The sequence below is a fragment of the Streptomyces sp. NPDC058198 genome (genome assembly GCF_042882605.1).
GTDB lineage: Bacteria > Actinomycetota > Actinomycetes > Streptomycetales > Streptomycetaceae > Streptomyces.
In genome coordinates, this window is the sequence record NZ_JBHVVP010000002.1 from 712,872 (window position 1) to 739,283 (window position 26,412).

At 70.7% G+C, this 26,412-nt stretch carries 20 protein-coding genes; 17 read left to right on the top strand and 3 right to left on the bottom strand.

All coding sequences use genetic code 11. From position 1 onward, the window contains the following. The first annotated feature begins 221 nt into the window (after positions 1-221). Complete coding sequence (locus ACFVWW_RS11665; protein ID WP_386877332.1) at positions 222-1,508, top strand: hypothetical protein; 1,287 nt, start codon at positions 222-224, stop codon at positions 1,506-1,508. 90 nt (positions 1,509-1,598) lie between these two features. On the opposite strand, the gene ACFVWW_RS11670 is transcribed toward ACFVWW_RS11665, so the two are convergent. Further along, on the bottom strand, positions 1,599-2,585 hold the full coding sequence (locus ACFVWW_RS11670) for an ATP-binding protein (RefSeq protein ID WP_386877333.1): 987 nt from the start codon (positions 2,583-2,585) through the stop codon (positions 1,599-1,601). 102 nt (positions 2,586-2,687) lie between these two features. On the opposite strand from ACFVWW_RS11670, the gene ACFVWW_RS11675 reads away from it, so the two are divergent. Further along, a complete protein-coding gene (locus ACFVWW_RS11675; RefSeq protein ID WP_384332507.1) occupies positions 2,688-3,566 on the top strand; it encodes an oxidoreductase in 879 nt (292 codons plus the stop codon). Between the two features lie 354 nt (positions 3,567-3,920). On the opposite strand, the gene ACFVWW_RS11680 is transcribed toward ACFVWW_RS11675, so the two are convergent. Beyond that, positions 3,921-4,757, bottom strand: coding sequence for an HAD family hydrolase (locus tag ACFVWW_RS11680; RefSeq protein ID WP_384179532.1), 837 nt, complete (start codon positions 4,755-4,757; stop codon positions 3,921-3,923). Between the two features lie 511 nt (positions 4,758-5,268). Between ACFVWW_RS11680 and ssd the strand changes: the two genes are divergently transcribed. The 7 genes from ssd to ACFVWW_RS11715 all read left to right on the top strand — a co-directional run bounded on the left by ssd (position 5,269) and on the right by ACFVWW_RS11715 (position 10,252). Continuing rightward, complete coding sequence (gene ssd, locus ACFVWW_RS11685) at positions 5,269-6,366, top strand: septum site-determining protein Ssd (protein ID WP_384332504.1); 1,098 nt, start codon at positions 5,269-5,271, stop codon at positions 6,364-6,366. After that, on the top strand, positions 6,363-7,526 hold the full coding sequence (locus ACFVWW_RS11690) for a TadA family conjugal transfer-associated ATPase (RefSeq protein WP_384332501.1): 1,164 nt from the start codon (positions 6,363-6,365) through the stop codon (positions 7,524-7,526). Before ssd ends, ACFVWW_RS11690 begins: the two co-directional genes overlap by 4 nt. Before the next feature lie 11 nt (positions 7,527-7,537). Then, the gene (locus tag ACFVWW_RS11695; RefSeq protein ID WP_386877334.1) at positions 7,538-8,404 is read left to right on the top strand and encodes a type II secretion system F family protein; all 867 of its coding nucleotides are present in this window, start codon (positions 7,538-7,540) and stop codon (positions 8,402-8,404) included. Beyond that, entirely contained in the window at positions 8,401-9,171 is a 771-nt protein-coding gene (locus tag ACFVWW_RS11700; protein ID WP_386877335.1) for a type II secretion system F family protein, read from the top strand. Before ACFVWW_RS11695 ends, ACFVWW_RS11700 begins: the two co-directional genes overlap by 4 nt. A gap of 70 nt (positions 9,172-9,241) precedes the next feature. Then, positions 9,242-9,451, top strand: coding sequence for a DUF4244 domain-containing protein (locus ACFVWW_RS11705; protein ID WP_386877336.1), 210 nt, complete (start codon positions 9,242-9,244; stop codon positions 9,449-9,451). 76 nt (positions 9,452-9,527) lie between these two features. After that, positions 9,528-9,890, top strand: a complete 363-nt coding sequence (locus ACFVWW_RS11710; protein ID WP_384179650.1) for a TadE family type IV pilus minor pilin — start codon at positions 9,528-9,530, stop codon at positions 9,888-9,890. Beyond that, positions 9,887-10,252, top strand: a complete 366-nt coding sequence (locus ACFVWW_RS11715) for an Rv3654c family TadE-like protein (RefSeq protein WP_386877337.1) — start codon at positions 9,887-9,889, stop codon at positions 10,250-10,252. The genes ACFVWW_RS11710 and ACFVWW_RS11715 overlap by 4 nt, the downstream gene beginning before the upstream one ends. Before the next feature lie 195 nt (positions 10,253-10,447). Here the strand turns inward: ACFVWW_RS11715 and ACFVWW_RS11720 are convergent, their stop codons facing one another. After that, on the bottom strand, positions 10,448-12,931 hold the full coding sequence (locus ACFVWW_RS11720) for a DEAD/DEAH box helicase (protein ID WP_386877338.1): 2,484 nt from the start codon (positions 12,929-12,931) through the stop codon (positions 10,448-10,450). Positions 12,932-13,010: 79 nt separating this feature from the next. Between ACFVWW_RS11720 and ACFVWW_RS11725 the strand changes: the two genes are divergently transcribed. The 8 genes from ACFVWW_RS11725 to tmk all read left to right on the top strand — a co-directional run bounded on the left by ACFVWW_RS11725 (position 13,011) and on the right by tmk (position 26,314). Further along, entirely contained in the window at positions 13,011-13,364 is a 354-nt protein-coding gene (locus ACFVWW_RS11725) for an STAS domain-containing protein (RefSeq protein WP_003967428.1), read from the top strand. Positions 13,365-13,471: 107 nt separating this feature from the next. After that, positions 13,472-13,921 (top strand): ATP-binding protein, encoded by a 450-nt coding sequence (locus ACFVWW_RS11730; protein WP_386877339.1) that lies wholly within the window; start codon positions 13,472-13,474, stop codon positions 13,919-13,921. 283 nt (positions 13,922-14,204) lie between these two features. Next, complete coding sequence (locus ACFVWW_RS11735; RefSeq protein WP_386877340.1) at positions 14,205-16,643, top strand: sodium-translocating pyrophosphatase; 2,439 nt, start codon at positions 14,205-14,207, stop codon at positions 16,641-16,643. A gap of 233 nt (positions 16,644-16,876) precedes the next feature. Then, entirely contained in the window at positions 16,877-17,467 is a 591-nt protein-coding gene (locus ACFVWW_RS11740; RefSeq protein ID WP_384179658.1) for a small secreted protein, read from the top strand. Positions 17,468-17,642: 175 nt separating this feature from the next. Continuing rightward, positions 17,643-19,148 (top strand): methyltransferase, encoded by a 1,506-nt coding sequence (locus ACFVWW_RS11745; protein WP_384179660.1) that lies wholly within the window; start codon positions 17,643-17,645, stop codon positions 19,146-19,148. Positions 19,149-19,332: 184 nt separating this feature from the next. Continuing rightward, the gene (locus tag ACFVWW_RS11750) at positions 19,333-19,530 is read left to right on the top strand and encodes a hypothetical protein (RefSeq protein WP_384179662.1); all 198 of its coding nucleotides are present in this window, start codon (positions 19,333-19,335) and stop codon (positions 19,528-19,530) included. A gap of 372 nt (positions 19,531-19,902) precedes the next feature. Then, positions 19,903-22,737, top strand: a complete 2,835-nt coding sequence (topA, locus tag ACFVWW_RS11755; RefSeq protein ID WP_386877341.1) for a type I DNA topoisomerase — start codon at positions 19,903-19,905, stop codon at positions 22,735-22,737. A gap of 223 nt (positions 22,738-22,960) precedes the next feature. Next, positions 22,961-26,314 carry a dTMP kinase gene (gene tmk, locus ACFVWW_RS11760; RefSeq protein WP_386877342.1) on the top strand — a complete coding sequence of 1,118 codons (3,354 nt, stop codon included), beginning with the start codon at positions 22,961-22,963 and terminating at the stop codon, positions 26,312-26,314. The last annotated feature ends 98 nt before the right edge of the window (positions 26,315-26,412 follow it).

Sequence of the window (26,412 nt, forward strand, 5' to 3'; positions counted from 1 at the left end):
TCAACTCTCGGTAAACAGATCGTAATGGAGAGTAAAGGCCAGGATGTGATTTTCCGGGCATATGGGGCAGAGCTTCACTCGGTCTGGTGAATAGTGATTTTGTACGGCTTGTCGCCTCTCCTCCTCTTCCTTCGCAGTGCGACGTTGTCGGCGCTCGGCGCCGTGCCGGTACGTCGCCGCTCGGCACCCCGGTACTGAAACCTGAAGGAAGAGGTGGGCGGATGCTGGCCGCCACAAAGAGAGTCGCCTTCGGTGCCGCCGTCATGGCGTTTGCCGTCGGTCTTGCCGGATGTTCCGGTGCGTCAGGAGGCAAGGGGGGCGTCCAGAAGGGCGACCCCGGAGCCAAGAAGGGGCCCGGAGCCCCCAAGAGCGTCATGCGGCTCATCGGCGACGGCTCGACCGCGTTCACCGGCGCCCAGCCCAATTTGGCCAGGCCGCAGCGCCTGAAGCCGGGTCAGCGGCCCCCGCAGTTCGTGGTGTTCTCCTGGGACGGCGCCGGCGAGGACAGCCAGAAGCTCTTCTCCCACTTCCGCGGCGTGGCCAAGAAGTACAAGACGACCATGACGTACTTCCTGAGCGGCGTATATCTGCTTCCCGAGGAGAAGGCGGCGCTGTACGACCCGCCCCAGCACGAGGCCGGCAGCTCGGACATCGGCTTCAACGACACCCAGGGAATCAAGGACACGCTGCGGGAACTGCGTGGCGCCTGGAATGAGGGCAATGAGATCGGCACCCACTTCAACGGCCACTTCTGCGGCGCGGACGGGGGCGTCGGTACCTGGTCCGTCGACGAGTGGAAGAGCGAGATCAACCAGGCCAAGTCCTTTGTGAAGGGCTGGAAGACGAATGCCGGGCTGAAGAACGAGGCCCCGCTGCCGTTCGACTACGACAAGGAAATGATCGGCGCCCGCACGCCCTGCCTGGAAGGGCAGAAGAACATGATGCTGGCCGCGCGGACGATGGGGTTCCGCTACGACTCCAGCGGCGTCGGCGACCAGGTCTGGCCGAAGAAGAAGGAGGGCCTGTGGGACCTCCCGCTGCAGCTGGTGCCGGTGCCGGGCCGCGATTTCGAGACGCTCTCGATGGACTACAACTTCATGTTCAACCAGTCGGGAACAGTCAAGGGTGATCCGTCCCAGCACACGTTCTGGGGCAATCAGATGCGTGACGGCCTGCTCCAGGCCTTCGACCGCTCGTACAAGAAGAACCGCGCCCCGCTGATCATCGGCAACCACTTCGAATCCTGGAACGGCGGCACGTACATGCGCGCCATCGAGGAGACGATCAAGAGGGTCTGCGTCCAGAAGGAGGTGCGGTGCGTGTCGTTCCGTCAGCTCGCCGACTGGCTGGACGTGCAGGACCCGGTGATGCTGGAAAAGCTGCGTGGACTCGACATCGGCCAGGCGCCCAAGGGCGGCTGGGCGCAGTACACGGGCACCGCGCAAGCCGGCCCGAACTCTTCCGCGAGCCCGTCGGGCCACCCGGCGGCCCACCCCGAAAAGCACTGACAGCACCGGCCGCGGCCTCGCGGGGGCGAGGCTGAGGCCGGTCAGCTGAGGCGGATTCCCGCTGCCCGACGGCGAGGCCGGGGCCTTACGTCAGGACGGTTGCGGTACGGCGAGTTCTTCGCTGAGGACGAAGGCGGGGTCGATCTGCGCCGCCAGGTCGACGCCCGTCTTCGCATTGCCCCAGCTCTCCGCGTTCCGGAGATGGAAGTGGACCATCTGCTGCATGTACCGCTCCCAGTCGCGGCGCTCGTACGAGTCCTCCGCCGCGTCCTGGAGCGTCTGCAGCGCGCAGCGGTTGTCCGCCTCCAGGAGTTCGAAGCGGGACGGACGGCCCTTCTCCATCCTGCGGACCCAGTCCGAGTGGCCCACGGTGACGAGCAGGTCGTCACCCACCTCCTCGCGGAGGAAGTCCAGGTCGTCCTGGCCCTGGACCTTGTTGCCGACGACCTTCAGCGAGACGCCGAAGTCCCGTGCGTACTCCTTGTACTGGCGGTAGACGGACACGCCCTTGCGAGTGGGCTCGGCCACCAGGAACGTCATGTCGAACCGGGTGAACATCCCCGAGGCGAAGGAATCCGAGCCCGCCGTCATATCGACGACCACATACTCGTCGGGGCCGTCGACCAGATGGTTGAGGCACAGCTCGACCGCGCCCACCTTGGAGTGGTAGCAGGCCACCCCGAGATCGGACTCGGTGAAGGGACCGGTGGCCATCAGCCGGATCTCACCGTCGTCGAGCTGGAGGGGGCGGGCGCAGGCCTCGTACACCGGATTGTCCTCGCGGACCCGGAGCAGCCGGGATCCCTCGCCCGGCGGAGTGGTCTTGATCATCGCCTCGGCGGAGGCGATCCGCGGGTTGTTGCCCCGCAGGTAGTCCTTGATCAGCGGGAGGTGCGCACCCATCGCCGGCAGCGCGGCGGCCTGCGCCTCGTCGAGGCCGAGCGCGGCGCCCAGATGCTGGTTGATGTCGGCGTCCACCGCGATGACGGGGGCCTCATTGGCGGTCAGATGGCGGATGAAGAGCGAGGACAGCGTCGTTTTGCCGCTACCGCCCTTGCCCACGAAAGCGATCTTCATGTTCACATAGGGTAGTGGAATACTTGCTCAAAGTGATGGGATTGCGTGAGGAAGACCACTCCAAGGTGGGGCGCGCGCCGTGGGCGCGTAGCCTCCCTACTTATGAGTACGACTGTCTCTGACGGCTCCTTCGCGCCTCGGCCCGAGGACCCCTTGGCCGCGCTGGCCTCCCTGCCGGGCGTCCCCGACGCGGTGGATTCCGTACGTAAGGCCGTCGACCGCGTCTACGGCCACCGCGTGATGAGGCGGCGCAGCAACGAGGTCACTTCGGAAGCGGCCTTGCGCGCCGCGCGCGGCTCCGCGGCGCTGTCCGGCGCCGACTGGGCACTCGAAGAGGTGCGCCGGCGCAGCGACTTCGGTTCGGAGGCGGAGGCCCGAACGGTCGGCGCGGCGTTGAGGCTGACCGCCGAGGCCGGTCAACTCCTGTCCATCTGGGGGCAGTCGCCGGTGCGTGTACTGGCCAGGCTGCATCTGGTGGCCGCGGGTGGCGCGGGTGTCCCTGACGAGACGGTGGGGCGGCCCCGGCTGGCGGGCGAACCGGTCACCGAGGTGCCGGGGGCCGACGTGGCCGGACCGCTGATCGAGGCTCCGCTGCCGGGTGCGGACGAGGTGGCGGGACGGCTGGACGGACTGTCGGGGCTGGTGATCGCGGCGAGTGTGGCGCCGGCGCTGGTGACTGCGGCGGTGGTGCACGGTGAACTGCTGGCGCTGCGCCCCTTCGGCTCGTACAACGGCTTGGTGGCACGGGCGGCGGAACGCGTCGTGCTGATCGGCAGCGGCCTCGACCCCAAGTCGGTCTGCCCGGCGGAGGTCGGCCATGCGGAGCTGGGGCGCGCGGCGTACGCGGCGGCGTTCGACGGCTATCTGTCGGGAACCCCGGACGGTATGGCGGCGTGGATCACCCACTGCGGACGCGCGGTCGAGCTGGGTGTGAGGGAATCAACGGCCGTCTGCGAGGCGCTTCAGCGCGGCGCGGCCTGAACAGGGTTGCGGCGGCACCTTGTTGGGTGCCGCCGCTGGCATGTCCACGGGGTTACCAAGCGTCCTCGTAATGTTGCCCATCAGGTCGGGTGCTTTGCCCGTCACCTGGTGCGGCTGGCCCGTATTCGACGGGTCGACGTCGCGTGGGTGCTCCGTGTCCATGCTCGGTCCGTGGGGCCTGATGCGTTAACAGGTAGTCCTCTCGGACGTCCTTGGTCTCGCGGGCCGTTGAATCCTTTGTACTCCTGTCCACAGGGATGCGGAACCCCTGGCTGCACTTCTTTACTTTCAGGTTCAAATAGGGGTGAAACGGTCACTTGTTGACGGTTGGGGCCGGGGAGCGGCGGGTGCCGGTCAGACCGGTGTGGTCTGCCGGCGTCGGCTGGCGTACCAGACCAGTCCGGCCGTCGCGGCCGCCGCGCCCACCGCTGCTGCCGCGACCAGTGCCGGGCGGGGCGGCATGGAGAAGGCGGGCAGGCGCCGCTTGAGCCGGACGGGCCGGTTGAAGACGAGAATCGGCCATCCGCGCGCCGTCGCCTCGCGCCGCAGCCCACGGTCCGGGTTGACCGCGTAGGGGTGGCCGACCGACTGGAGCATCGGCACATCGGTGATGGAGTCGCTGTAGGCGTAGCAGCGGGACAGGTCGTATCCCTCGGACTCGGCGAGTGCCTTGACCGCCTCGGCCTTGGTCGGCCCGTACGCGTAGTACTCGACCTCGCCCGTGAAGCAGCCGTCGGCGCCGACGGCCATCCGGGTGGCCACCACCCGGTCGGCGCCGAGCAGCTCGCCGATCGGTTCGACGACCTCCGCGCCCGAGGTGGAGACGATCACCACATCGCGTCCTGCGGTGTGGTGATCCTCGATGAGGGACGCGGCCTCGTCGTAGATGATCGGGTCGATCAGGTCGTGCAGTGTCTCGGCGACGATCTCTTTGACCTGTTGGACGTTCCAGCCCTTGCAGAGTGCGGAGAGGTACTCCCGCATTCGCTCCATCTGGTCGTGATCGGCACCTCCGGCGAGGAAGACGAACTGCACGTATGCGGTGCGCAGTACGGCACGGCGGTTGATCAGGCCGCCTTGGTAGAAGGACTTGCTGAAGGTCAACGTCGATGACTTCGCAATGACCGTCTTGTCCAGGTCGAAGAAGGCTGCTGCACGCGGCAAGGAGTGGTTTTCCACGAGGTCGAGCATATGCGCCCACCATTCGGCGTAAGCTCGGGCGCGTGGGTTTGCCTGAGAAGGCTCTCGGGTACACCATGGAAGTCACGGATCGTTCGCGACCGTGCTAACCCGGTCCGGCTCCTCCCCCCCCGAGTCGGCCGTGGGGACGACCCCCGCTCTCCCCCCCGGCGGGGGTCGTCGCATGTCCGGACGCGTTTTCGGTCTTGAATCAAGGTGTGCTCCCCCCTGACGGCCCCGTGTGCGAGGGCCTCGCACCATTGATACCCGTCACCGTGCGTGGCGGACGCGCCGCTCTCCGGAAGTCACTGGTATGAGCGAGCCGGATATCCACAACCGCTGAGTTGTCCACAGTTTTCAAGCAAGATCCACACGATTTCCCGTTCCACTGCACGGTGATTCCAGCCGCGAAGTTCGCGGAAGCCGGAATCGCAGATACCGGATCAGTGCGAGATCGCGCAGAGAAGCGCTCGCAGATCACGGATCGAAGCAGGGATAGGGGGCGGAGATCGTGGCTGGATCCATGACATCCGATCGGTCGCGGGTCGCCGAAGGACGCCGGGCGGGACCGCTGATCCTCACGGAGGATGTGGAGCTGCTCGACGATCTGCTGCGGCTGTGTGCCGCGGCGGGCGCCGAGCCGGAAGTGCACCACTCGGTGCCGGAGCGGAAGGGGAGCTGGGAGGACGCGCCGATGGTCCTCGTCGGGGACGACGCGGCGGCTCGCTGCCGTGGCGCCACCCGAAGGCGGGGCGTGATGCTCGTCGGGCGGGACCAGGACGACCCGGGCGTGTGGCGGCGGGCGGTGGAGATCGGCGCCGACTGTGTGCTGCGGCTGCCCGACGCGGAGAGCTGGCTCGTCGACCGGATCGCGGATGCCGCCGAGGGCGTGGGCCGGCCGGCGCTCACCGTCGGCGTGATCGGCGGGCGGGGCGGCGCAGGGGCCTCGACGCTGGCCTGTGCCCTGGCCGTCACCGCGGCGCGTGCCGGTCGGCGCACGATGCTCATTGACGGCGATCCGCTCGGTGGCGGGCTCGATGTGCTGCTCGGGGGAGAGCAGGCGGAGGGCAGACGGTGGCCGGATTTCGCAGCTTCCAAGGGGCGGGTCGCGGGCGGTGCGCTGGAGGAGTCGCTGCCCCGGCTGCATGAGCTGCGGGTGCTCAGCTGGGATCGTGGAGATTCGGTGGTGGTCCAGCCGGAAGCGATGCGGTCGGTGCTCGCCGCCGCCCGCAGACGCGGTGGCGTTGTGGTCGTGGATCTTCCCCGTCGGGTCGACGAGGCCGTGGCGGAGGCCCTGGCACAGCTGGATATGGGGCTGTTGGTGGTCCCCGCCGAGCTGCGGGCCGTCGCGGCGGCCGGACGGGTGGCCTCGATGGTGGGCATGGTGCTGCGGGATCTGCGGGCGGTGGTCCGCGGTCCGTATGCGGCCGGGCTGGACGAGCAGTGGATCGCCGCTGCGCTCGGGCTCCCGCTGGCCGGCGAACTTCCCCTGGAGGCGGGCCTCTCGGAGGCTCAGGACGGCGGGGCGCCGCCGGGATCCCGTTCGCGCGGACCGCTGGCCGCGTTCTGTACGGCCTTCTGGGAGCGGGCGTTGGCCGGCGACGGGAGCGTGACGTCATGACCGCCGCGACGGCTGCCGGCGGGCTGCTCGATGCCGTACGGCAGCGGCTCGCGGAGAGCGGGGCGGATCCGACACCGGCGCGCGTGGCGGCGGCGTTACGGGCTCAGGGGCGGCTGCTCGGCGACACGGAAGTGCTCGGCGCCGCCGAGGAGTTGCGGTGTGAGCTGGTGGGGACGGGGCCGCTGGAGCCATTGCTCGCCGACCCGTCGGTGACGGATGTGCTGGTCTCCGCACCCGACCGGGTGTGGGTGGACCGAGGCGGCGGCCTTGAGCTCACCACTGTGTCGTTCGCCGACGCCGCGTCCGTACGGAGGCTGGCGCAGCGACTCGCCGCCGTGGCCGGGCGGCGGCTGGACGACGCCAGACCCTGGGTGGACGCCCGGCTGCCCGACGGGACGCGGATGCACGCCGTGCTGCCGCCGGTGGCGGTCGGCTCGACCTGTCTGTCGCTGCGGGTGGTGCGTACGAAGGCGTTCTCACCGGCGGAGCTGACCGCGGCCGGGACAGTACCGCCGGGCGGGGAACGGGTGCTGCGAGCGCTGATCGAGGCCCGGCTGTCGTTCCTGATCAGTGGAGGTACGGGCACCGGGAAGACAACGCTCCTGTCCACCCTCCTCGGGCTGGTCGGGAAGCGCGAACGGATCGTACTGGCCGAGGATTCGGCGGAGTTGAGGCCCGACCACCCGCATGTGGTGCGGCTGGAAGGACGGCCGGCGAACCAGGAGGGAGCGGGCCTGGTGACCCTGCGGGACCTGGTCCGGCAGGCGCTGCGGATGCGGCCGGACCGGCTGGTCGTCGGAGAGGTGCGCGGTTCCGAGGTCACCGAACTGCTCGCCGCTCTGAACACGGGGCACGAAGGCGGCTGCGGGACCGTGCACGCCAATACGGCGGCGGACGTCCCCGCGCGCCTGGAGGCCCTCGGGACGGCGGCGGGTCTCGACCGGGCGGCGCTGCACAGTCAGCTGGCCGCCGCCCTGTCGGTCGTGATCCATCTCGTACGGGACCGGAGCGGGCGGCGACGGATCGCCGAGGTGCATGTGCTGGAGCGGGACGCCGCGGGGCTGGTGGTGCCGGTGCCCGCGCTGCGCTGGGGCGTGGAGGCGTTTGCGTACGAGCAGGGCTGGCCGCGGCTGCGGTCGCTGATCGGGGGTGCGCTGTGACGACGGCCTTCATGTCGTTCGTCGCGTGTGCGGCGGCGGTGTGCGCGGGGACGGCGGCCTGGCTGACAGTCGGTCATGAACGTGGGCTGCGAAGGGCCAGGCTGCTGCTCACGGATCTCGGCCGGGCGGACGGCGAGGTACCGGGGGCGCCGCCGTGGGAGCGATGGCTGCCGCGGGCTCGCGGGTGGGCGAGGGGGCTGCGCGGGGAGTGGCTCTGTCTGCCGGTGGCGGTGGTGCTCGCCGTGCTGGGCGAGTCCGTGTTGCCGCTGATCGGGGGTGCGCTGGCGGTGCCGCTGGTGGGACGGCGACTGCGGTCCAGGGAGCGGAGGAGGGCACAGGAGCGGCGGGCCGATGGAGTCGTCGCGCTGTGCGGCGCGGCGGCGGGCGAGCTGCGAGCCGGTCAGCAGCCGCTGCAGGCGCTGCTGGCCGCCGCAGGGCCCACCGGTGGCCTGGGAGGCGCGGAGGCCGCTGTGCTGGCCGCTGCGCGGTTCGGCGGCGATGTACCCGATGCGCTCCGGCGGGCGGCGCGTGAGCCGGGGGCGGACGGCCTGGCGGGGCTCGCGGCCTGCTGGCGGGTCGCCGTGGACGGTGGAGCGGGCCTTGCCGCCGGGCTGGACCGCCTGGAGGCAGCGCTGCGGGCGGAGAGGGATCAGCGGGAAGGACTGCGAGCCCAGTTGGCGGGGGCCTGGTCGACGGTCGTGGTGCTCGCGCTGCTTCCGGTGGTGGGTCTGGTGATGGGCTGGGCGCTCGGCGCCGACCCGTTGCGCGTGCTGCTGCACACCCCGGCCGGCCTGGGATGTCTTGCGGCGGGCGCACTTCTGGAGGGCGCGGGCCTGTGGTGGGCCGCCCGGATCGTACGGGCGGGGGAGGCGTCATGACCGGGGAGTTCGCTCACGGGCTGTGGGTGACGGTGGCGGTGCTCGCCGCCGTCGGGTGCCTGGCCTTCGCGGTGGCGGCGGGGCGGCGTGAACGGCGAGTGCGGGGGCGGCTCGCGGCCCTGCTGGTGGTCGACCGCGGCCGACGGCGTCAGAGGCCGGAGGCCACGGCGTGGGCGCGGCGGTGGGGCCCGCCGCTCGGCGCGCTCGTCACCGGCTATGTCCTGGTCGGCGGGGTAGCCGGCTGGGCGGTGGGGTTCGCCGTGGCGTACGGCGTCCGGAGGTGGCTGCGTACCAGGAAGCCGGACGGCCGTGTCCGGACCGAGGAGACGGCGCGTCAGCTTCCGCTCGCCGCCGACCTGCTGGCCGCCTGCGTCGCCGCCGGAGCAGGACCGCGTGACGCGGCCGAGGCGGTCGGTGAGTCGCTGGGCGGGCCCGTCGGCGACCGGCTGGCCCGGACGGCGGCAGAGATCCGGCTCGGCGGCGAACCGGCCGAGGCGTGGGGGCGGTTCGGGGCGATACCGGGCGCGGCGGGACTGGCCCGCTGTCTGGAACGGGCCGGGGCCACGGGAGCGCCCGCGGCGGAGCCGGTGTCCCGGCTGGCCGACGGCTTCAGGGCGGAGCGGTCCCGAGTCGCCGTGGCCAAGGCGCAGCGGGCCCAGGTGCTGATCACCGCGCCGGTCGGGCTGTGCTTTCTGCCCGCCTTTCTGGCGGTCGGGGTGGCGCCGGTGGTCATCGGCCTGGCGAGCGGGCTGCTGAGCGGCAACTGACGTCGGTCGGCAGATCGTTTTCGCCGAGCGATTGCTCTTGATTTCCAATGATTTCTACGGGGAGACAAGCATGTGGAAAATGATGCGACAAATGCGAAAAATCCGGCGGGTATGGCTGCGTCGGATGCGTACGGATTCGGGGATGACGACGTCCGAGTACGCGGTGGGGACGATCGCGGCCTGCGCGTTCGCGGCGGTGCTCTACAAGGTGGTTACGAGCGGTCCCGTGTCGGACGCGTTGGAATCGCTGATCGCGAAGGCACTCAATGCGCAGTTCTGAGGCCGTCGGCGCGGCCCCCGGCTGCACTGAGCGGGGAGACCGAGGCAGCAGGGGCCACGGGCGCGATCGTGGGTCCGTGACGGCGGAGGCGGCTGTGGCGGTGCCGGCGCTGGTGGTATTCGCCCTGGCCCTGGTCTGGGCTCTGACAGCGGCCTCCGCCCAGATCCAGTGCGTGGACGCGGCGCGTGCGGGGGCGCGGGCGGCCGCCAGGTCCGAGCCACGGGCCGCGGCGCTGGACGCCGCCCGCTCGGCCGCTCCGAAGGGGGCCAGGGTCACGCTGGGGCGTACGGACGATCTGTGGCGTGTGCGGGTGGAGGCCCCTACACCGGGGCCGGGCGGGCTGGCCCTGACGCTCACCGCCGAGGCGGCCGCCTCGGCGGAGGATGCCCCGGTGGCGGACGCCGCCGGAGGGCCGGGCCCGGCCCAGGCGGCGCCATGACCAGGGACCGGGGCTCGGCGACGGTATGGGTGGCCATGGCGGCGACGACGATATGTGTGGTGTTCGCGGTGGTGCTCGCCATGGGCCAGGCGGTCGTCGCCCGTCACCGGGCGGGCGCGGCCGCGGACCTGGCGGCCCTCGCCGCGGCGGACCATGCGCTCCGGGGCCCGGCGGAGGCCTGCCGCGGAGCGGCCGAGGTGGCGGCGGCGCAGGGGGCGGAGGTGGTGCGGTGCGCGCTGAGCGGGGAGATGGCGGATGTGACGGCGCGGGCCCGCTTCGGACCGTACGCCCCCACGGTCAGGGCACGGGCGGGGCCGCCGCTCCCGCCGCCCGGCCCGGCGCCGACGGAGGCCATGCCGTGAAGTGGAGGCCGCGCCATGAAGTGACGATGCCTAGGTCCTGTCCGGTCGATCTTCGTGGATCAGCCCGCGGCGTCCGGTGCGGTGGATCGCAAGGCGGAGGATCGTCCTCGTACTGGACGTACTTGGACGACTCCGACAACGCGGCGAGGTGCCGTGCCGGGCGTCGCGGGCCCGCGAAGATCGACCGGACAGGGCCTAGCCCACCGGGGGTGCGACCGGCGTTTGCGCCGGGTCCGGCGCGCATCTGAGCAGCTCGGCCAGGAGCCGTACGGCGCCTCGCTTGTGCAGGGGATCGTTCCCGTTGCCGCACTTGGGGGACTGGATGCAGGACGGGCAGCCGGCGTCGCACTCGCAGGAGGCGATGGCCTCGCGGGTGGCCGTGAGCCACTCGCGGGCCGTGTGGAAGGCCCGCTCGGCGAATCCCGCGCCGCCGGGATGGCCGTCGTACACGAAGACGGTCGGCAGCAGGGTGTCCGGGTGGAGCGGCACGGACACGCCGCCGATGTCCCAGCGGTCGCAGGTGGCGAAGAGCGGGAGCATCCCGATGGAGGCGTGCTCGGCGGCGTGCAGCGCGCCCGCCAGCTGCTCAGGGTTGACGCGGGCGGCGTCCAGCTGGTCCTCGGTGACCGTCCACCACACGGCCCGGGTGCGGAGTGTCCGCGGTGGCAGATCGAGTTTGCTCTCGCCGAGCACCTCGCCGGTGATGAGTCTGCGACGCAGGAAGGAGACGACCTGGTTGGTGACTTCGACGGAGCCGTAGCAGAGGCGTCCGTCGCCCCAGGGGATTTCGGTGTCGGTTTCGAGGACGGAGATGGCGGTGGTGTCGCGGGCGGTGGTGGAGTACGGCGGATTGGCCTCCTCGACGAGAGCGACCGAGTCCGCGAGATCCAGCCGCTTCACCAGATAGGTGCGGCCCTGGTGCAGATGGACGGCTCCGTCGTGGACGGCGGTGTGGGCGGCCGGTTCGTCGACGGTGCCCAGCAGCCGGCCGGTCGCCGCCTCGACGATCTGGACGGGACGGCCGCCCTCGCCCCGGATGTCGGTGAGGTCGGCGGCCCGTTCGCGGCGGGTCCAGTACCAGCCGGAGGCGCGGCGCCGCAGCAGCCCCGCGGTCTCCAGCTGCGGGAGCAGGTCGGGAGCGGCCGGGCCGAAGAGCGTCAGATCGGCTTCGGTGAGCGGGAGTTCGGCGGCGGCCGCGCACAGATGGGGGGCGAGGACGTACGGGTTGTCCGGGTCGAGCACGGTGGACTCGACGGGCTGCTGGAACAGCGCCTCGGGGTGGTGGACCAGGAAGGTGTCCAGCGGGTCGTCCCTGGCGACCAGGACGGCCAGGGCTCCCTGCCCGGAGCGGCCGGCCCGGCCCGCCTGCTGCCACAGGGAGGCGCGGGTGCCCGGGTAGCCGGCGATCACGACGGCGTCCAGGCCGGAGACATCGATGCCGAGTTCCAGGGCGGTGGTGGCGGCGAGGCCGAGAAGCTCGCCGGAGTGCAGGGCGTTCTCCAGGGCGCGGCGTTCCTCGGGGAGGTAGCCGCCGCGGTAGGCGGCGACCCGGCGGGCCAGGGAGCGGTCCACCTCGGCCAGGCGTTCCTGGGCGATGACGGAGACGAGTTCGGCGCCGCGACGGGAGCGTACGAAGGCGACCGTGCGGACACCCTGGAGGGTCAGGTCGGTGAGGAGATCGGCGGTCTCGGCGGTGGCGGTACGGCGCACGGGCGCGCCCTTCTCGGCATGGAGGTCGGTGAGCGGGGGCTCCCAGAGGGCGAAGACCAGTTCGCCGCGCGGGGAGGCGTCGTCGGCGACCTCGTGGACGGGCAGACCGGTGAGCCGGCCGGCGGCCAGCGCGGGTTCCGCGGCGGTGGCGGAGGCGAGCAGGAAGACCGGATTCGCACCGTAGCGGGCGCATACGCGGCGGAGCCGGCGCAGTACCTGGGCCACATGCGAGCCGAAGACGCCGCGGTAGGTGTGGCACTCGTCGATGACGACATAGCGCAGGGAGCGCAGGAAGGAGGCCCAGCGGGGGTGGGACGGGAGTATGCCCCGGTGCAGCATGTCCGGGTTGGTCAGCACGTAGTTGGCGTACTGGCGGACCCATTCACGCTCTTCGACGGGGGTGTCGCCGTCGTAGACCGCGGGGCGTACCCGGGTGCCGAGCGGGGCGGCGAGCGCCTTGACGGCGCGGCGCTGGTCGGCGGCGAGGGCCTTCGTCGGGGCGAGGTAGAGCGCGGTCGTGCCCCGGCCGTTGGGTGCCTCGGAGCCGTCGAGGAGCGTGGACAGTACGGGAGCGAGGTAGGCGAGGGACTTGCCGGAGGCGGTGCCGGTGGCGATGACGACCGACTCGCCGTCCAGGGCGTGCTCGGCGGCGGCTGCCTGGTGGGCCCACGGATGGTCGATCCCGGCCTGCTGAATGGCATTGATCACTTCTCCGCGAATGCGATCGGGCCAGACCGCATGACGGCCCGCACGCGGGGGCAGGTGCTCCGTATGGGTGATGCGCGCAGCACGGCCCGCCCCTGCGGCGAGCCGGTCGAGGACCGTGCCGGGAGAGGGGCGGTCGCCCCCGATGTCGGGGGGTCCACTGGGGCGGTGATTCCGGGCCATCGGCATCGAGTCTGTCACTGGCGTGACGGACAATGGTCCCAAGGCGTCGTGCACGGCCGTCGGTAAGTGATTGAATGCCATCGCGGCTGGCGATACGTCCCCTGGCTCCGTCGGGGAGACCCGAGGGGCGACCGCTCGATAGCAAGGTGCTGGAGGATCCGTGGACCTGTCCCTGTCGACTCGCAATGTGTCCGGCCCTGGTGGCGACCGTACGGTCGTCGAGGTCGGTGGCGAGATTGATGTTTATACCGCGCCCAAGCTGCGCGAGCAGTTGGTCGAGTTGGTGAATGACGGCAGCTACCACCTGGTTGTCGACATGGAAGGCGTGGACTTCCTGGACTCGACCGGCCTCGGCGTGCTTGTGGGCGGCCTGAAGCGTGTGCGCGCCCATGAGGGTTCGCTGCGTCTCGTCTGCAACCAGGAGCGCATTCTCAAGATCTTCCGGATCACCGGTCTGACCAAGGTGTTCCCGATCCACACCACGGTCGACGAGGCCGTGGCGGCCACCGACTGAGGTCGGCCCGCAGCCTTCCGGAGGAAAGGGCAGGGGCACCGGGCGTCATGCCCGGGTGCTCGGGTCCGTGAGTATGCACGCTCGTACGTTCGTTCGAGGGGGATCGCATGGCCACCGTTGAACTCCGCTTCAGCGCCCAGCCCGAACATGTCAGGACGGCCCGTCTGGTGGCGGCCGCCGTGGCACGCCGGGCCGGCGTCGATGAAGCTGTGTTGGACGAGGTCAGACTCGCGGTCGGTGAAGCATGCAGCCGAGCCGTCGGGCTGCACCGCAGTCATGGCATCACCGCCCCGGTGAGAGTCGTGCTGACCGAGGAGGAGAAGAACTTCTCCATCGAGGTCGGCGACGGAGTGCCGGGTGCGGGCAGTGGTGCCGGCACCCCGGAGCGCGAGGGAGCGCCCACGGGCGATCTCTACGACAGCGACCCCGAGGGTGAGGACGAAATGGGTCTCGCGGTCATCAGCGGGCTCGTCGACGATGTCCAAGTCACCTCGGGCGACGACGGTGGCGTTATCCGCATGAGCTGGCCGACGGCGCAGGCCGTCGCGCTGCCCTGACCCGCGTCGATCGGCCCCCCTCGGCCGGTGGCCCGTAAACGGGTGATCAATTTTTAAGAAAGGCCCTGCTGAGCAGGGCCTTTCTTATTTCCGTAGATCGTCGATCACCTATCAATGTGTTTATCCCATTACTCATTCCGAGGTCATTTCCGGAATGATTTTCAGGGTGCGATCATTTGCTGACCAATAAGTCAAGGTCAATTACATGTGGCGTGCTCTGTTTTGATCAGGTTTCGCTCCCTACAATCCGTCCATCTTGAGCGCTGAGCGTCAAGGAGGACGAATGGCGGGATACTTCCATCCACAACTGTCCGAGCACCCCACTTCTCTCGCGGCCGCGATACTCACGGACGGCAACCGGCTGATCGTGATCGTCATCGCGGTCGTCGCGCTGGCGGCGCTGCTCGTCGCCCAGCTGCTGGTGCGTCAGGTACTGGCGGCCGACGAGGGCACCGATTCCATGAAGGAGATCGCGGCAGCCGTACAGGAAGGGGCGAATGCCTATCTGGCCAGGCAGTTGCGCACCCTCGGCGTCTTTGCCGTCGTGGTGTTCTTCCTGCTGATGCTGCTTCCGGCCGACAACTGGTCGCAGCGCGCCGGACGTTCGCTGTTTTTCCTGGTGGGTGCGCTTTTCTCGGCGGCCACCGGTTACATCGGCATGCGTCTGGCCGTACGCAGCAATGTGCGAGTGGCCGCGGCCGCGCGCGAGGCGACGTCGGCGGAAGGCGGCCAGGAAAAGGATCTGACGGCCCCCGACGGCCGGGCCGGCTCAATGCTCGCCGCGCACAAGGCCATGAAGATCGCATTCCGTACGGGTGGCGTGGTCGGCATGTTCACGGTGGGCCTCGGCCTGCTCGGTGCCTCCTGTGTGGTCCTCGTCTACGCCGCCGACGCCCCCAAGGTCCTGGAGGGCTTCGGGCTCGGCGCCGCGCTGATCGCCATGTTCATGCGTGTCGGCGGCGGCATCTTCACCAAGGCCGCCGACGTCGGCGCCGACCTGGTCGGCAAGGTGGAGAAGGGCATCCCCGAGGACGACCCGCGCAACGCCGCGACCATCGCCGACAACGTGGGCGACAACGTCGGCGACTGCGCGGGCATGGCGGCCGACCTCTTCGAGTCGTACGCCGTGACGCTCGTCGCCGCGCTGATCCTCGGCAAGGCGGCGTTCGGGGACTTCGGACTCGCGTTCCCGCTGATCGTTCCCGCGATCGGTGTGGTCACCGCGATGATCGGCATCTTCGCGGTCGCCCCGCGACGCGCCGACCGCAGCGGGATGAGCGCCATCAACCGCGGATTCTTCATCTCCGCGGTGATCTCGCTCGCCCTGGTGGCCGTGGCGGCCTTCGTCTACCTGCCGTCCTCGTACGCCGAGCTGGACGGGGTCACCGAGGAGTCGATCCTCACGCACGGCGGTGACCCGAGGGTGCTCGCGCTGCTCGCGGTCGCCATCGGGATCGTGCTCGCGGCCCTGATCCAGCAGCTCACCGGCTACTTCACCGAGACCACCCGGCGCCCGGTCAGGGACATCGGCAAGTCCGCCCTGACCGGCCCCGCCACCGTCGTCCTCGCGGGCGTCGCCATCGGTCTGGAGTCCGCGGTCTACACCGCGCTGCTGATCGGCCTCGCGGTGTACGGGGCGTTCCTGCTCGGCGGTACGTCGATCATGCTCGCCCTCTTCGCGGTGGCCCTGGCGGGTACCGGCCTGCTGACCACTGTCGGCGTCATCGTTGCCATGGACACCTTCGGCCCGGTCTCCGACAACGCCCAGGGCATCGCCGAGATGTCCGGCGACGTCCAGGGCGCGGGCGCCCAGGTGCTCACCGACCTCGACGCCGTCGGCAACACGACGAAAGCCATCACCAAGGGCATCGCCATCGCTACGGCCGTACTCGCCGCGGCGGCGCTCTTCGGCTCGTACCGCGACGCCATCGCCACGGCCGTCGCGGACGTGGGAACCAGGGCCAACGGGCTGACGCTCAGTCTGGACATCTCCCAGCCCAACAATCTGGTGGGGCTGATCCTCGGCTCCGCGGTCGTCTTCCTCTTCTCGGGGCTGGCGATCAACGCGGTCTCGCGGTCGGCAGGCGCTGTGGTCTACGAGGTGCGGCGGCAGTTCCGCGAGCACCCCGGGATCATGGACTACACCGAGAAGCCGGAGTACGGCCGTGTCGTCGACATCTGTACCAAGGACGCGCTGCGTGAGCTGGCCACCCCGGGTCTGCTCGCCGTTCTCACGCCGATCGCGGTGGGCTTCGCGCTCGGTGTCGGAGCGCTCGGTTCGTTCCTCGCCGGAGCCATCGCCACCGGGACTCTGATGGCGGTCTTCCTCGCCAACTCCGGAGGCGCCTGGGACAACGCCAAGAAGCTGGTCGAGGACGGTCACCACGGCGGCAAGGGCAGCGAGGCCCATGCCGCCACGATCATCGGCGACACCGTCGGCGACCCGTTCAAGGACACGGCGGGCCCCGCCATCAACCCGCTGCTGAAGGTGATGAACCTGGTCGCGCTGCTCATCGCCCCGGCGGTCGTGCAGTTCAGCTACGGGAGGGACGCCAGCGCCGGCCTCCGCGCGCTGGTGGCGGTGCTCGCCCTGGTCGTCATCATCGGCGCGGTGTACGTCTCCAAACGGCGCTCGGTCACCGTGGACGGCGGAGGCGACGACGGAGGAGACGATTCCGGCGGCGGGACCAAGGAGTCGCCCGACCCGGTGGTGGCTTCCTGACGGCAGGCCGGAATCCGTGACAGCGGGGGTGGGCGGCGTGGATCGACGCGCCGCCCGCTCGCCGGTGCTCCAGGGGTCGCGCGGCGGGCTCAAGGCGTCGCGAGGCGAGCGTGAGGTGTCTCTCCCTTGGTGCAAATGGCTTCAATAGCCCATGAACCGGACGTCCCGCGCACGGTTGTCGCCCACTTGGCGTGTATGTTCCGGGGCCGAGAGCCTTGGAAGGGACCAATCCGGTGAACAAGAAGCTTGTGGCCGCGCTGTCCGGCGGTGCCGTACTGCTCATGGCGCTGTCTGGCTGCAGCGGCGATGACAGCAACAGCCGAGTGAACGACTGGGCCAAGAAGGTCTGTGACCAGGTCCAGCCCGAGCTGACGAAGATCGCGGGCGCCAATACCTCCATCCAGCAGGCGACCTCGGACAGCAGCAAGCCCGCTGCGGTCCAGGAGACCGACTCCGCGGCCTTCCAGTCCATTTCCGGCGCCTACAAGGCGCTGGGTTCCGCCGTGGACAGCGCGGGGGCGCCGCCCGTCACTGAGGGCGAGAAGACCCAGCAGGAGGCGGTCAAGGAGCTCAACTCCACGGCGGCGTCGTACGCGGACCTCAAGTCGAAGGTGGACGCGCTCGACACCAAGGACCAGGCGAAGTTCGCCGACGGACTCAAGGGCGTCGCGGACGAGCTGGACAAGCTCAGCAAGAGCGGTGACCAGGCACTCCAGAAGCTCCAGTCAGGGGACGTCGGCAAGGCGATGGCGAAGCAGACCGGCTGCCAGAAGCCGCCGCAGTCGGCGGGCGGCGCGGCCGCTACCCCGTCGGCCGGCAGCTGATCGTGACGGGTCCGGCAGCACCCGACGGCTCTGTGCCGTAACCGTTGCCGTCGCCCGGCGTGGCGATCCACGGCATCCGCTCTCGGACGCTCTCGAACGCGGTACTGCGGCCCGATACCCCGAAACGGGTACCGGGCCGCAGGCCGTTGTCAGTGGGAGCCCCCACAATGGGCAGGTGAGTACGACCAGCCTTCCCGCGCCCGACCACTCGCCCCGACTCCGTGCGGCCCTGCTCGCCGCGGACTTCACCGCCGACGGCCTGCTCGACCTGCTCGGCGCACCCGCCTACGCCGCGCTGGCCCGCAGCGAGACCGTGCCCGCCCTGCGCGCCACCCGCGGCGACACCCCGCTCGAAACGCTCGTACGGCTCTTCCTGCTCCAGCGGCCGGTCCCGCACGAGCGGGCGGGAACAGCCCTGCCGCTGGACGAGGCGCTGGCCGACGGCTGGGTCGAGCGGGACGGCGAGGAGGTCCGCGCGACGGTGGATGTACGGCCGTTCGGGGGCCCCGAGGGGCAGGACTGGTTCATCGTCTCCGACCTGGGCTGCGCCGTCGGCGGTGCCGGAGGCGCGAGCGGCCATGACGAGGGGGTGGTGCTCGGCATCGGCGGGGCCTCGATGACCCTGGCCGGGATCACCGTACGTACGCCCGTCGGGACGGCGCTCGATCTCGGCACCGGTTCCGGCATCCAGGCGCTGCACGCCGCCGAGAACGCCACGCGGGTCACCGCCACCGATCTGAATCCGCGGGCGCTCGACTTCACCCGGCTGACCCTGGCCCTCTCCGATGTGCCCGCGGCCGAGCTGCACGAGGGCTCGCTCTTCGAGCCGGTGGGGGACGAGACGTACGACCTGATCGTCTCCAACCCGCCGTTCGTCATCTCGCCCACTGCCCGGCTCACCTACCGGGACGGCGGGATGGGCGGCGACGATCTGTGCCGCACGCTCGTCCAGCAGGCGGGGCAGCGGCTCAACGAGGGCGGGTTCGCGCATTTCCTCGCCAACTGGCAGCACGTGGAGGGGGAGGAGTGGCAGGAGCGGCTGCGCTCGTGGGTGCCGCAGGGGTGCGACGCCTGGATCGTGCAGCGTGAGGTCCAGGACGTGACGCAGTACGCCGAGCTGTGGCTGCGGGACAGCGGTGACCACCGGACCGACCCGGAGACGTACGCCGCGCGGTACGAAGCATGGCTGGACGAGTTCGAGGCCCGTAAGACCAAGGCGGTCGGCTTTGGCTGGATCACGCTCAGGAAGTCGGCCGCCGGACAGCCGTCGATCGTCGTGGAGGAGTGGCCGCATCCGGTGGAACAGCCGCTCGGCGAGACCGTACGGGCCCACTTCGACCGGCAGGACTATCTGCGCACGCACGACGACGCGGCGCTCCTCGCCGACCATTTCGTCCTGGCTCCGGAGGTCGTCCAGGAGCAGGTCGGACTGCCGGGCGCGGAGGACCCGGAGCATGTGGTGCTCCGTCAGAACCGCGGCATGCGGCGGGCCACGAAGGTCGACACGGTCGGCGCGGGGTTCGCGGGGGTCTGCGACGGGACGCTGAGCGCCGGGCGGATCCTGGACGCGATCGGCCAACTGATGGGGGAGGACCCGGTGCTGCTCCGCGACCGCACGCCGCAGGCGATCCGGCTGCTGGTGGAGGAGGGCTTCCTGGAACCGGTGCCCGCCGCGCGGTGACCGCGGGCATCGGAGCGGCCGGCGGGACGTTGCTCCGGTTCGGTGCGCGGGCGAAGGTGCGCGGGTGAACCCGTGCGCGGCGTTAACCCGGAATTCGCGCTGGTGACGCCCCGAGGTGCCAGCCTCGGCCTCCTGAATTCTCGGCGCCCCGGAACGGGTGCCACGGAATGGACGAGGTACGGGCATGGAGAGCGGACCAGCGATCTTCGCGGGCACGGCGTTCGCGCTGTTCGGTGCCGGGCTGCTGCTGTGGACGGGAGCGCGTGTCCTGCACCGCGCCCCGGTGGCCCACGGAGTGCGGCCCGCGGCGTCCATCACGCTCGCGACACTCTCGGGCGTGGTCTTTCTCGCTCTCGGCATCTGGTGCTTCGGTCGTATCTGATTCGCGCTTCCCGAGGCCGGACCGGAACCCCGGGCCATGATCGACCGGGCCTCCGCACGGCGCCCCACACCCGCCGGGACCTGCGGCGGACGCGTCGAGGGGCCCCGCCGCCCGGCCATCTCCGCGCCCCTGGCGGAATCACCGCGGGCCCGGTCCGACGCGGCGGGCACAGGGGTCCGGGCGGCAGGAATGCCTGGAGTCGGGTTACCGTTCGAGTGGCCGTTGCGGGCTTTTGCCGTTTGACACGGGGGCGGGTTGTACCGTCACACTCCGCAGCGAAGCAGCGTCACCGCTGGGCCGTACCGCGCCCCGCCGTGCCGTGCCGTACTGCCGTACGGGCCCACCGAGCGTCGACCGGAGAGAAGAGCGAAGTTGTCCCCGACCAGCGAGACCGCACACGGCGGCCGCCGACTCGTCATCGTCGAGTCGCCCGCCAAGGCGAAGACGATCAAGGGCTATCTCGGCCCTGGTTACGTCGTCGAGGCGAGCGTCGGGCACATCCGCGACCTCCCGAACGGCGCCGCCGAGGTGCCCGAGAAGTACACCGGCGAGGTCCGTCGCCTGGGTGTGGATGTCGAACACGACTTCCAGCCGATCTATGTCGTCAACGCCGATAAGAAGGCCCAGGTCAGAAAGCTCAAGGAGCTGCTGGCCGAATCCGACGAGCTCTACCTCGCCACCGATGAGGACCGCGAGGGCGAAGCCATCGCGTGGCATCTGCAGGAAGTCCTCAAGCCCAAGGTCCCGGTCCACCGGATGGTCTTCCACGAGATCACCAAGGACGCGATCCGGGCCGCCGTCGCCAACCCGCGCGAGCTCAACACGCGCATGGTCGACGCCCAGGAAACCCGCCGTATCCTCGACCGCCTGTACGGCTACGAGGTCTCGCCGGTCCTGTGGAAGAAGGTCATGCGTGGCCTCTCCGCCGGCCGCGTCCAGTCCGTCGCCACCCGTCTCGTCGTCGAGCGGGAGCGCGAGCGCATCGCCTTCCGCTCCGCCGAGTACTGGGACCTGACCGGCACGTTCTCCACCGGCCGCGCCGGTGACGCCTCCGACCCGTCCTCGCTGGTCGCCCGGCTGAACTCGGTCGACGGCCGCCGTGTCGCCCAGGGCCGCGACTTCGGCTCCGACGGCCGGCTCAAGTCCGACCAGGTGCTGCACCTGGACGAAGCCGCCGCACGGGCCCTCGCCGCCGCTCTGGAGAACGCTTCCTTCTCCGTACGCTCGGTCGAGTCCAAGCCGTACCGCCGCTCCCCGTACGCCCCCTTCCGTACGACGACCCTCCAGCAGGAGGCCGCGCGCAAGCTGGGCTTCGGGGCGAAGTCCACGATGCAGGTCGCGCAGAAGCTGTACGAGAACGGCTTCATCACCTACATGCGTACGGACTCGACCACCCTCTCGGACACCGCGGTCTCGGCGGCCCGGGCGCAGGTCACGCAGTTGTACGGCGCGAGCTATCTGCCGGACAAGCCGCGCACGTACGCCGGCAAGGTCAAGAACGCGCAGGAGGCGCACGAGGCGATCCGTCCCTCGGGCGATCGTTTCCGCACTCCGGCGGAGACCGGTCTGACCGGCGACCAGTTCAGGCTCTACGAGCTGATCTGGAAGCGGACCGTCGCCTCCCAGATGAAGGACGCGGTCGGCAACAGCGTCACCGTCAAGATCGGCGGCCGCTCCGCCGACGGGCGGGACGCGGAATTCTCCGCCTCCGGCAAGACGATCACCTTCCACGGCTTCATGAAGGCGTACGTCGAAGGCGCGGACGACCCGAACGCGGAGCTGGACGACCGCGAGCGCCGGCTGCCGCAGGTCGCCGAGGGCGACGCGCTCTCCGCCGAGGAGCTCTCGGTCGACGGCCACGCCACCAAGCCGCCCGCTCGCTACACCGAAGCCTCGCTGGTCAAGGAGCTGGAAGAGCGCGAGATCGGCCGTCCGTCGACGTACGCCTCGATCATCGGCACCATCCTCGACCGCGGCTATGTCTTCAAGAAGGGCACGGCGCTCGTGCCGTCCTTCCTCTCCTTCGCCGTGGTCAATCTGCTGGAGACGCACTTCGGCCGACTGGTCGACTACGACTTCACGGCCAGGATGGAGGACGACCTCGACCGCATCGCGCGGGGCGAGGCCAAGGCCGTGCCGTGGCTGAGGCGTTTCTACTTCGGCGAGGGCGACGACAACGCGGGCGCCGCGTCGGGCGCGGGGAACGGCGACGGCGACCACCTCGGGGGCCTCAAGGAACTGGTCACGGACCTCGGCGCGATCGACGCGCGCGAGATCTCCTCGTTCCCCGTCGGGGACGGCATCATGCTGCGCGTCGGCCGGTACGGGCCGTACGTCGAGCGCGGTGAGAAGGACGAAGAGGGCCACCAGCGCGCCGATGTGCCGGAGGACCTGGCGCCCGACGAGCTGACCGTCGAGTACGCGGAGGAGCTGCTGGCCAAGCCGAGCGGCGACTTCGAGCTCGGCGCGGATCCGGAGAGCGGCAACCAGATCGTGGCGAAGGACGGCCGCTACGGACCGTACGTCACCGAGATCCTCCCGGACGGCACCCCGAAGACCGGCAAGAACGCGGTCAAGCCGCGTACCGCCTCCCTCTTCAAGTCCATGTCCCTGGACACGGTCACCCTCGCGGACGCACTCAAGCTGATGTCACTGCCGCGTGTGGTCGGCGCGGACGCCGAAGGCGTGGAGATCACCGCGCAGAACGGCCGGTACGGCCCGTATCTGAAGAAGGGCACGGACTCGCGGTCGCTGGAGACCGAGGACCAGCTCTTCAACATCACGCTGGACGAGGCGCTGGCGATCTACGCCCAGCCCAAGCAGCGTGGCCGGGCCGCGGCCAAGCCGCCGCTGAAGGAACTGGGCACGGACCCGGTGAGCGAGCGCCCGGTCGTGGTGAAGGACGGCCGTTTCGGTCCGTATGTCACGGACGGCGAGACGAACGCGACACTGCGGACGGACGACAGCGTCGAGGAGATCACGCCGGAGCGGGGTTACGAGCTGCTCGCGGAGAAGCGCGCCAAGGCCCCGGCCAAGAAGACGGCGAAGAAGGCCCCGGCGAAGAAGGCGACGACGGCGAAGAAGGCCGTCGCGAAGAAGACGACGGCCAAGAAGACGACGACGGCGAAGAAGACGGCGGCCAAGTCGACGACGGCCAAGAAGACGACCGCGAAGAAGTCGGCGGCGTCGGCGAAGTCGGACGAGTAGACGAGTAGGGGCGGGGAACGCGCCCCCGTGGAAGGCACCGCCGAACGCGGTGCTGACCAGCCCGACCTTCCTCAGGGAGTGTGGGTGCGGTGGTCCTGACGTGGTGCTGGACCGACGCGTCCATCACTCCGTTCGAACCCCGCCCCATCCGCCGCAGGCGTCATGCGCCCGTATGTTCGGACGGGGCCTCCAGGGAGCCAACAGCTCCGGATAGGCTGGGCGAATGACGCGAGCCGAGCAGCCAACGGTCGTGAGCGCCACCTCCGACTCCGACGCACTTGCCGCAGACTCACGAGAGCGCGCCGTACGATCTCTGTTGCGCCTCCCTCCGCTGCGGCGGTTGTGGGGAGCCCAGCTCGTCGGCGGCATCGGCGATGTACTCGCCGTTCTCGTGCTTCTGCTCCTTTCGTTGCAGGCTGCGATTGCCGAGGGCTCATTCGGTGCTGGATACCGGGGAGTGGCGTTCGCCGTCGCCGCGGTGTTCGGCGCCCGGATTCTTGCCGGGCTGCTGTTCGGAGCCGTACTTCTCGGCCCGCTGTCGGCGCTGATGGCGCCCAGCGCCGGGAGTAGCAGGCGTGCAGGCACCGGGGCCGGTGCCGGAGCCGGGGCGGCCGGGGAAACGACGAGCGACGCCGACGCCGCGGGCGCCACGACGGCCAACGCGTCCAAGACGGCCAAAGCGTCCAAGAAGCCGGGCAAGGACGGCGGTCCCCTGGACCGCCGCTGGACGATGATCGTCGCGGACGTACTCCGCCTCGCGCTCCTCATCGTCGCGCCGCTGTGGCTCGACTGGACCCCTGACCGCGCCCTCCCGATCCTCCTCAGCACGGTCTTCGTCGTCGGCGTCGCCGAGCGCTTCTGGACGGTCGCGAGGGAGAGCGCCGCTCCGGCCCTGCTCCCGCCCCCGCCGCTGGAAGGCGCGGCGGTACGCCCGCTGCCCGACCACCTGGACGCGCTGCGCCGCCTCTCGCTGCGTACGGCCTTCGTCGCCGTACCCGCCGCGGCCGCGGTCCTGCTCGTGGCCACCCTGATCGGGAACCTGCTCGGTACGGGCATCCCGTGGTTCTCGCTGCACCAGGCCGCCCTCGGCTCGTACGTCGCGGCCGGGCTGTTCGCCGCGTCCGTCTCCACCCTGTACTTCCTCGAACTGCCCGACGGTCACACGCCCCGTCCGCGTTCACCGCTCGCGGGCCTGCGCCGGCCGTCCGCCGACAGCGGCGGCAGTGGTGGCCGCGACAAGGGCCGTACGGGCGCGGTGCCGCTGCTCGTCCTCGCCTGCGCCGCCATCGCCGCGGCGATCACGTCCGCCGTGGCCGTCTCCGTACTCCAGGCCAAGGACCTCGGCGGCGGCCCCGTCGCCTTCGCCCTGCTCGTCCTCGCCCTGACCGGGGGCACGGGACTCGGCATCCGCCGCGCCGCGAAGGTGCTGCCCGCCCTGTCCCGCCGACGCCTGCTCGCGCTGGCCATCGCGGTCACCGGCATCGCGCTGCTCGCCATGGGCCTCGTACCGGACACGGCGACCGTACTGTTCCTCGCGCTGTTCGCCGGCTTCACGGCCGGGGTCGCGGCGAGTACCGGACACTCTCTTATCGACCTGGAGACCGAGGAGTACCGTCGTGACCGAGTCACGGAACACCTCCACGCGGTTGTCACGGTCTTTGTCGCCCTCGGTGCCGTCGTCGCCCCCCTCGTCGCCGCGGCCATCGGCCCGCACCGCCTCGCCAACGGGGACTTCGTCTTCGCGCACGACGGCGCGGCCTTCACGCTGATGCTGGTCGGCGCGCTGTTGCTGCCGGTCGCGGCGGTCGTCCTCGCCAAGACGGACGACCGTTCCGGCGTACCGCTGCGCCGCGACCTGCGCGACGCCCTGCGCGGCGGAGCCGACCCGGCGCAGGCCCCGGCCGGCACCGGCTTCTTCCTCGCGATAGAAGGCGGCGACGGCGCCGGCAAGTCCACCCAGGTCGAGGCCCTGGCGGACTGGATTCGTGCCAAAGGCCACGAAGTCGTTGTCACCCGCGAGCCGGGCGCCACCCCGGTCGGCAAGCGGCTCCGTTCGATCCTGCTGGATGTGTCGAGTGCGGGTCTGTCGAACCGCGCCGAGGCCCTGCTGTACGCCGCGGACCGCGCCGAGCACGTCGACTCGGTGGTACGTCCGGCGCTGGAGCGCGGCGCGATCGTCATCTCCGACCGCTACATCGACTCGTCCGTGGCGTACCAGGGTGCGGGCCGCGATCTCTCGCCGACCGAGATCGCCCGTATCTCGCGCTGGGCGACGGACGGTCTCGTACCGCACCTCACCGTGCTGCTGGACGTCTCCCCGGAGACGGCGCGCGAGCGCTTCACCGAGGCTCCGGACCGGCTGGAGTCCGAGCCCGCGGAATTCCATCAGCGGGTACGGTCCGGCTTCCTCACCCTCGCCGCCGGCGACCCCGCCCGCTACCTCGTCGTGGACGCCGGACAGGAGCCGGAGGCGGTCACAACGGTCGTACGGCACCGGCTCGACCAGCTGCTGCCGCTCTCCGAAAACGAAGTGAGGGCCCAGGAAGAGGCGCGGAAGGCCGCCATCGAGGAAGCGCGCCGCAAGGCTGAGGAAGAGGCCGCGCGCAAGGCGGAGGAGGAGCGGCTGGAGCGCGAGCGTGAGGCGCAGCTCGCCAAGCTCCGCGCCGAGGAGGAGGACCGCAAGCGCCGCGAGCTGGAGGAGGCGCAGCAGCGCGAGGCCGACCGGCAGGCGGAAGAGGCCAGGCAGCGGGCCGAGGAAGCACGCCGGCTGGCCGAGGAGGAGCGCAGGCGGCGCGAGGCCGAGGACCAGGCGCACGAGGCGGAGCAGGCACGCCTCAGGCGGCAGGCCCAGGAAGAGGCCAGGCTCCGCGCCGAGGCGGAGGAGCGGCGGCGCGAGAAGCAGCGCAAGGCGGAGGCGGCGCTGGTCCGCGCCGAGGAGGCGCGTCGTCTCGCGGAGGAGTCGGCGGGCGCTTCCGCTGCTCCGGCGTTCTCGCCGAACGAGATCACGGTCGCCACGCCGGTCCAGCAGCCGACGGCTGTTCCGGACGATGTGACGCAGGAGGTTCCCGCGGTACGCCCCGACGAGCGGCGGCCGAGCGAGGAATCCGAGGCGGACAGGACGGCGGTCATTCCGCAGGTGCCCGACCGCGCGACCGACGAGACGACGGTGCTTCGGCCGGTACGGGACGAGGACCGGCACGACGACCGTTCCGGCGGCGGTTCCGGCGCCGGTTCCGGTGGCGGGAATCCCAAGGACACACGCGCGGCCGACGAGACCGCCGTACTCCCGCCCGTACGGAACGCCGATCCGGCCGACCGTGTGCCTCCGGGTTTCTTCCGCGAGGACGCCCAGGCTCCCCAGGCCCCGCCCGCGGGTGGCGGCAACGACCGCACCCGGGAGATGCCGCAGGTCAACCCCGAGCGTGAGCCGGAGCGTGAACAGGAGCGCCCGCGCCGCCGCTCTGACTGGGCCGAGGAGACTCCGCTGGACGACCTCCCGAGCCTGGCGGACGAACTGCTGGGACCGCACGACGACGGCGACGACAACGGCAACGGCAACGCGAGGCGCCGTCGCTAGATCCGTCCGGTGTGGCGTGTGTGCGCCGGTGGGGCCGGACTGTCAGACCCCGGCCCCACAATGGGATCCACGGGCGGGATCCGCACACAGGGGATCAA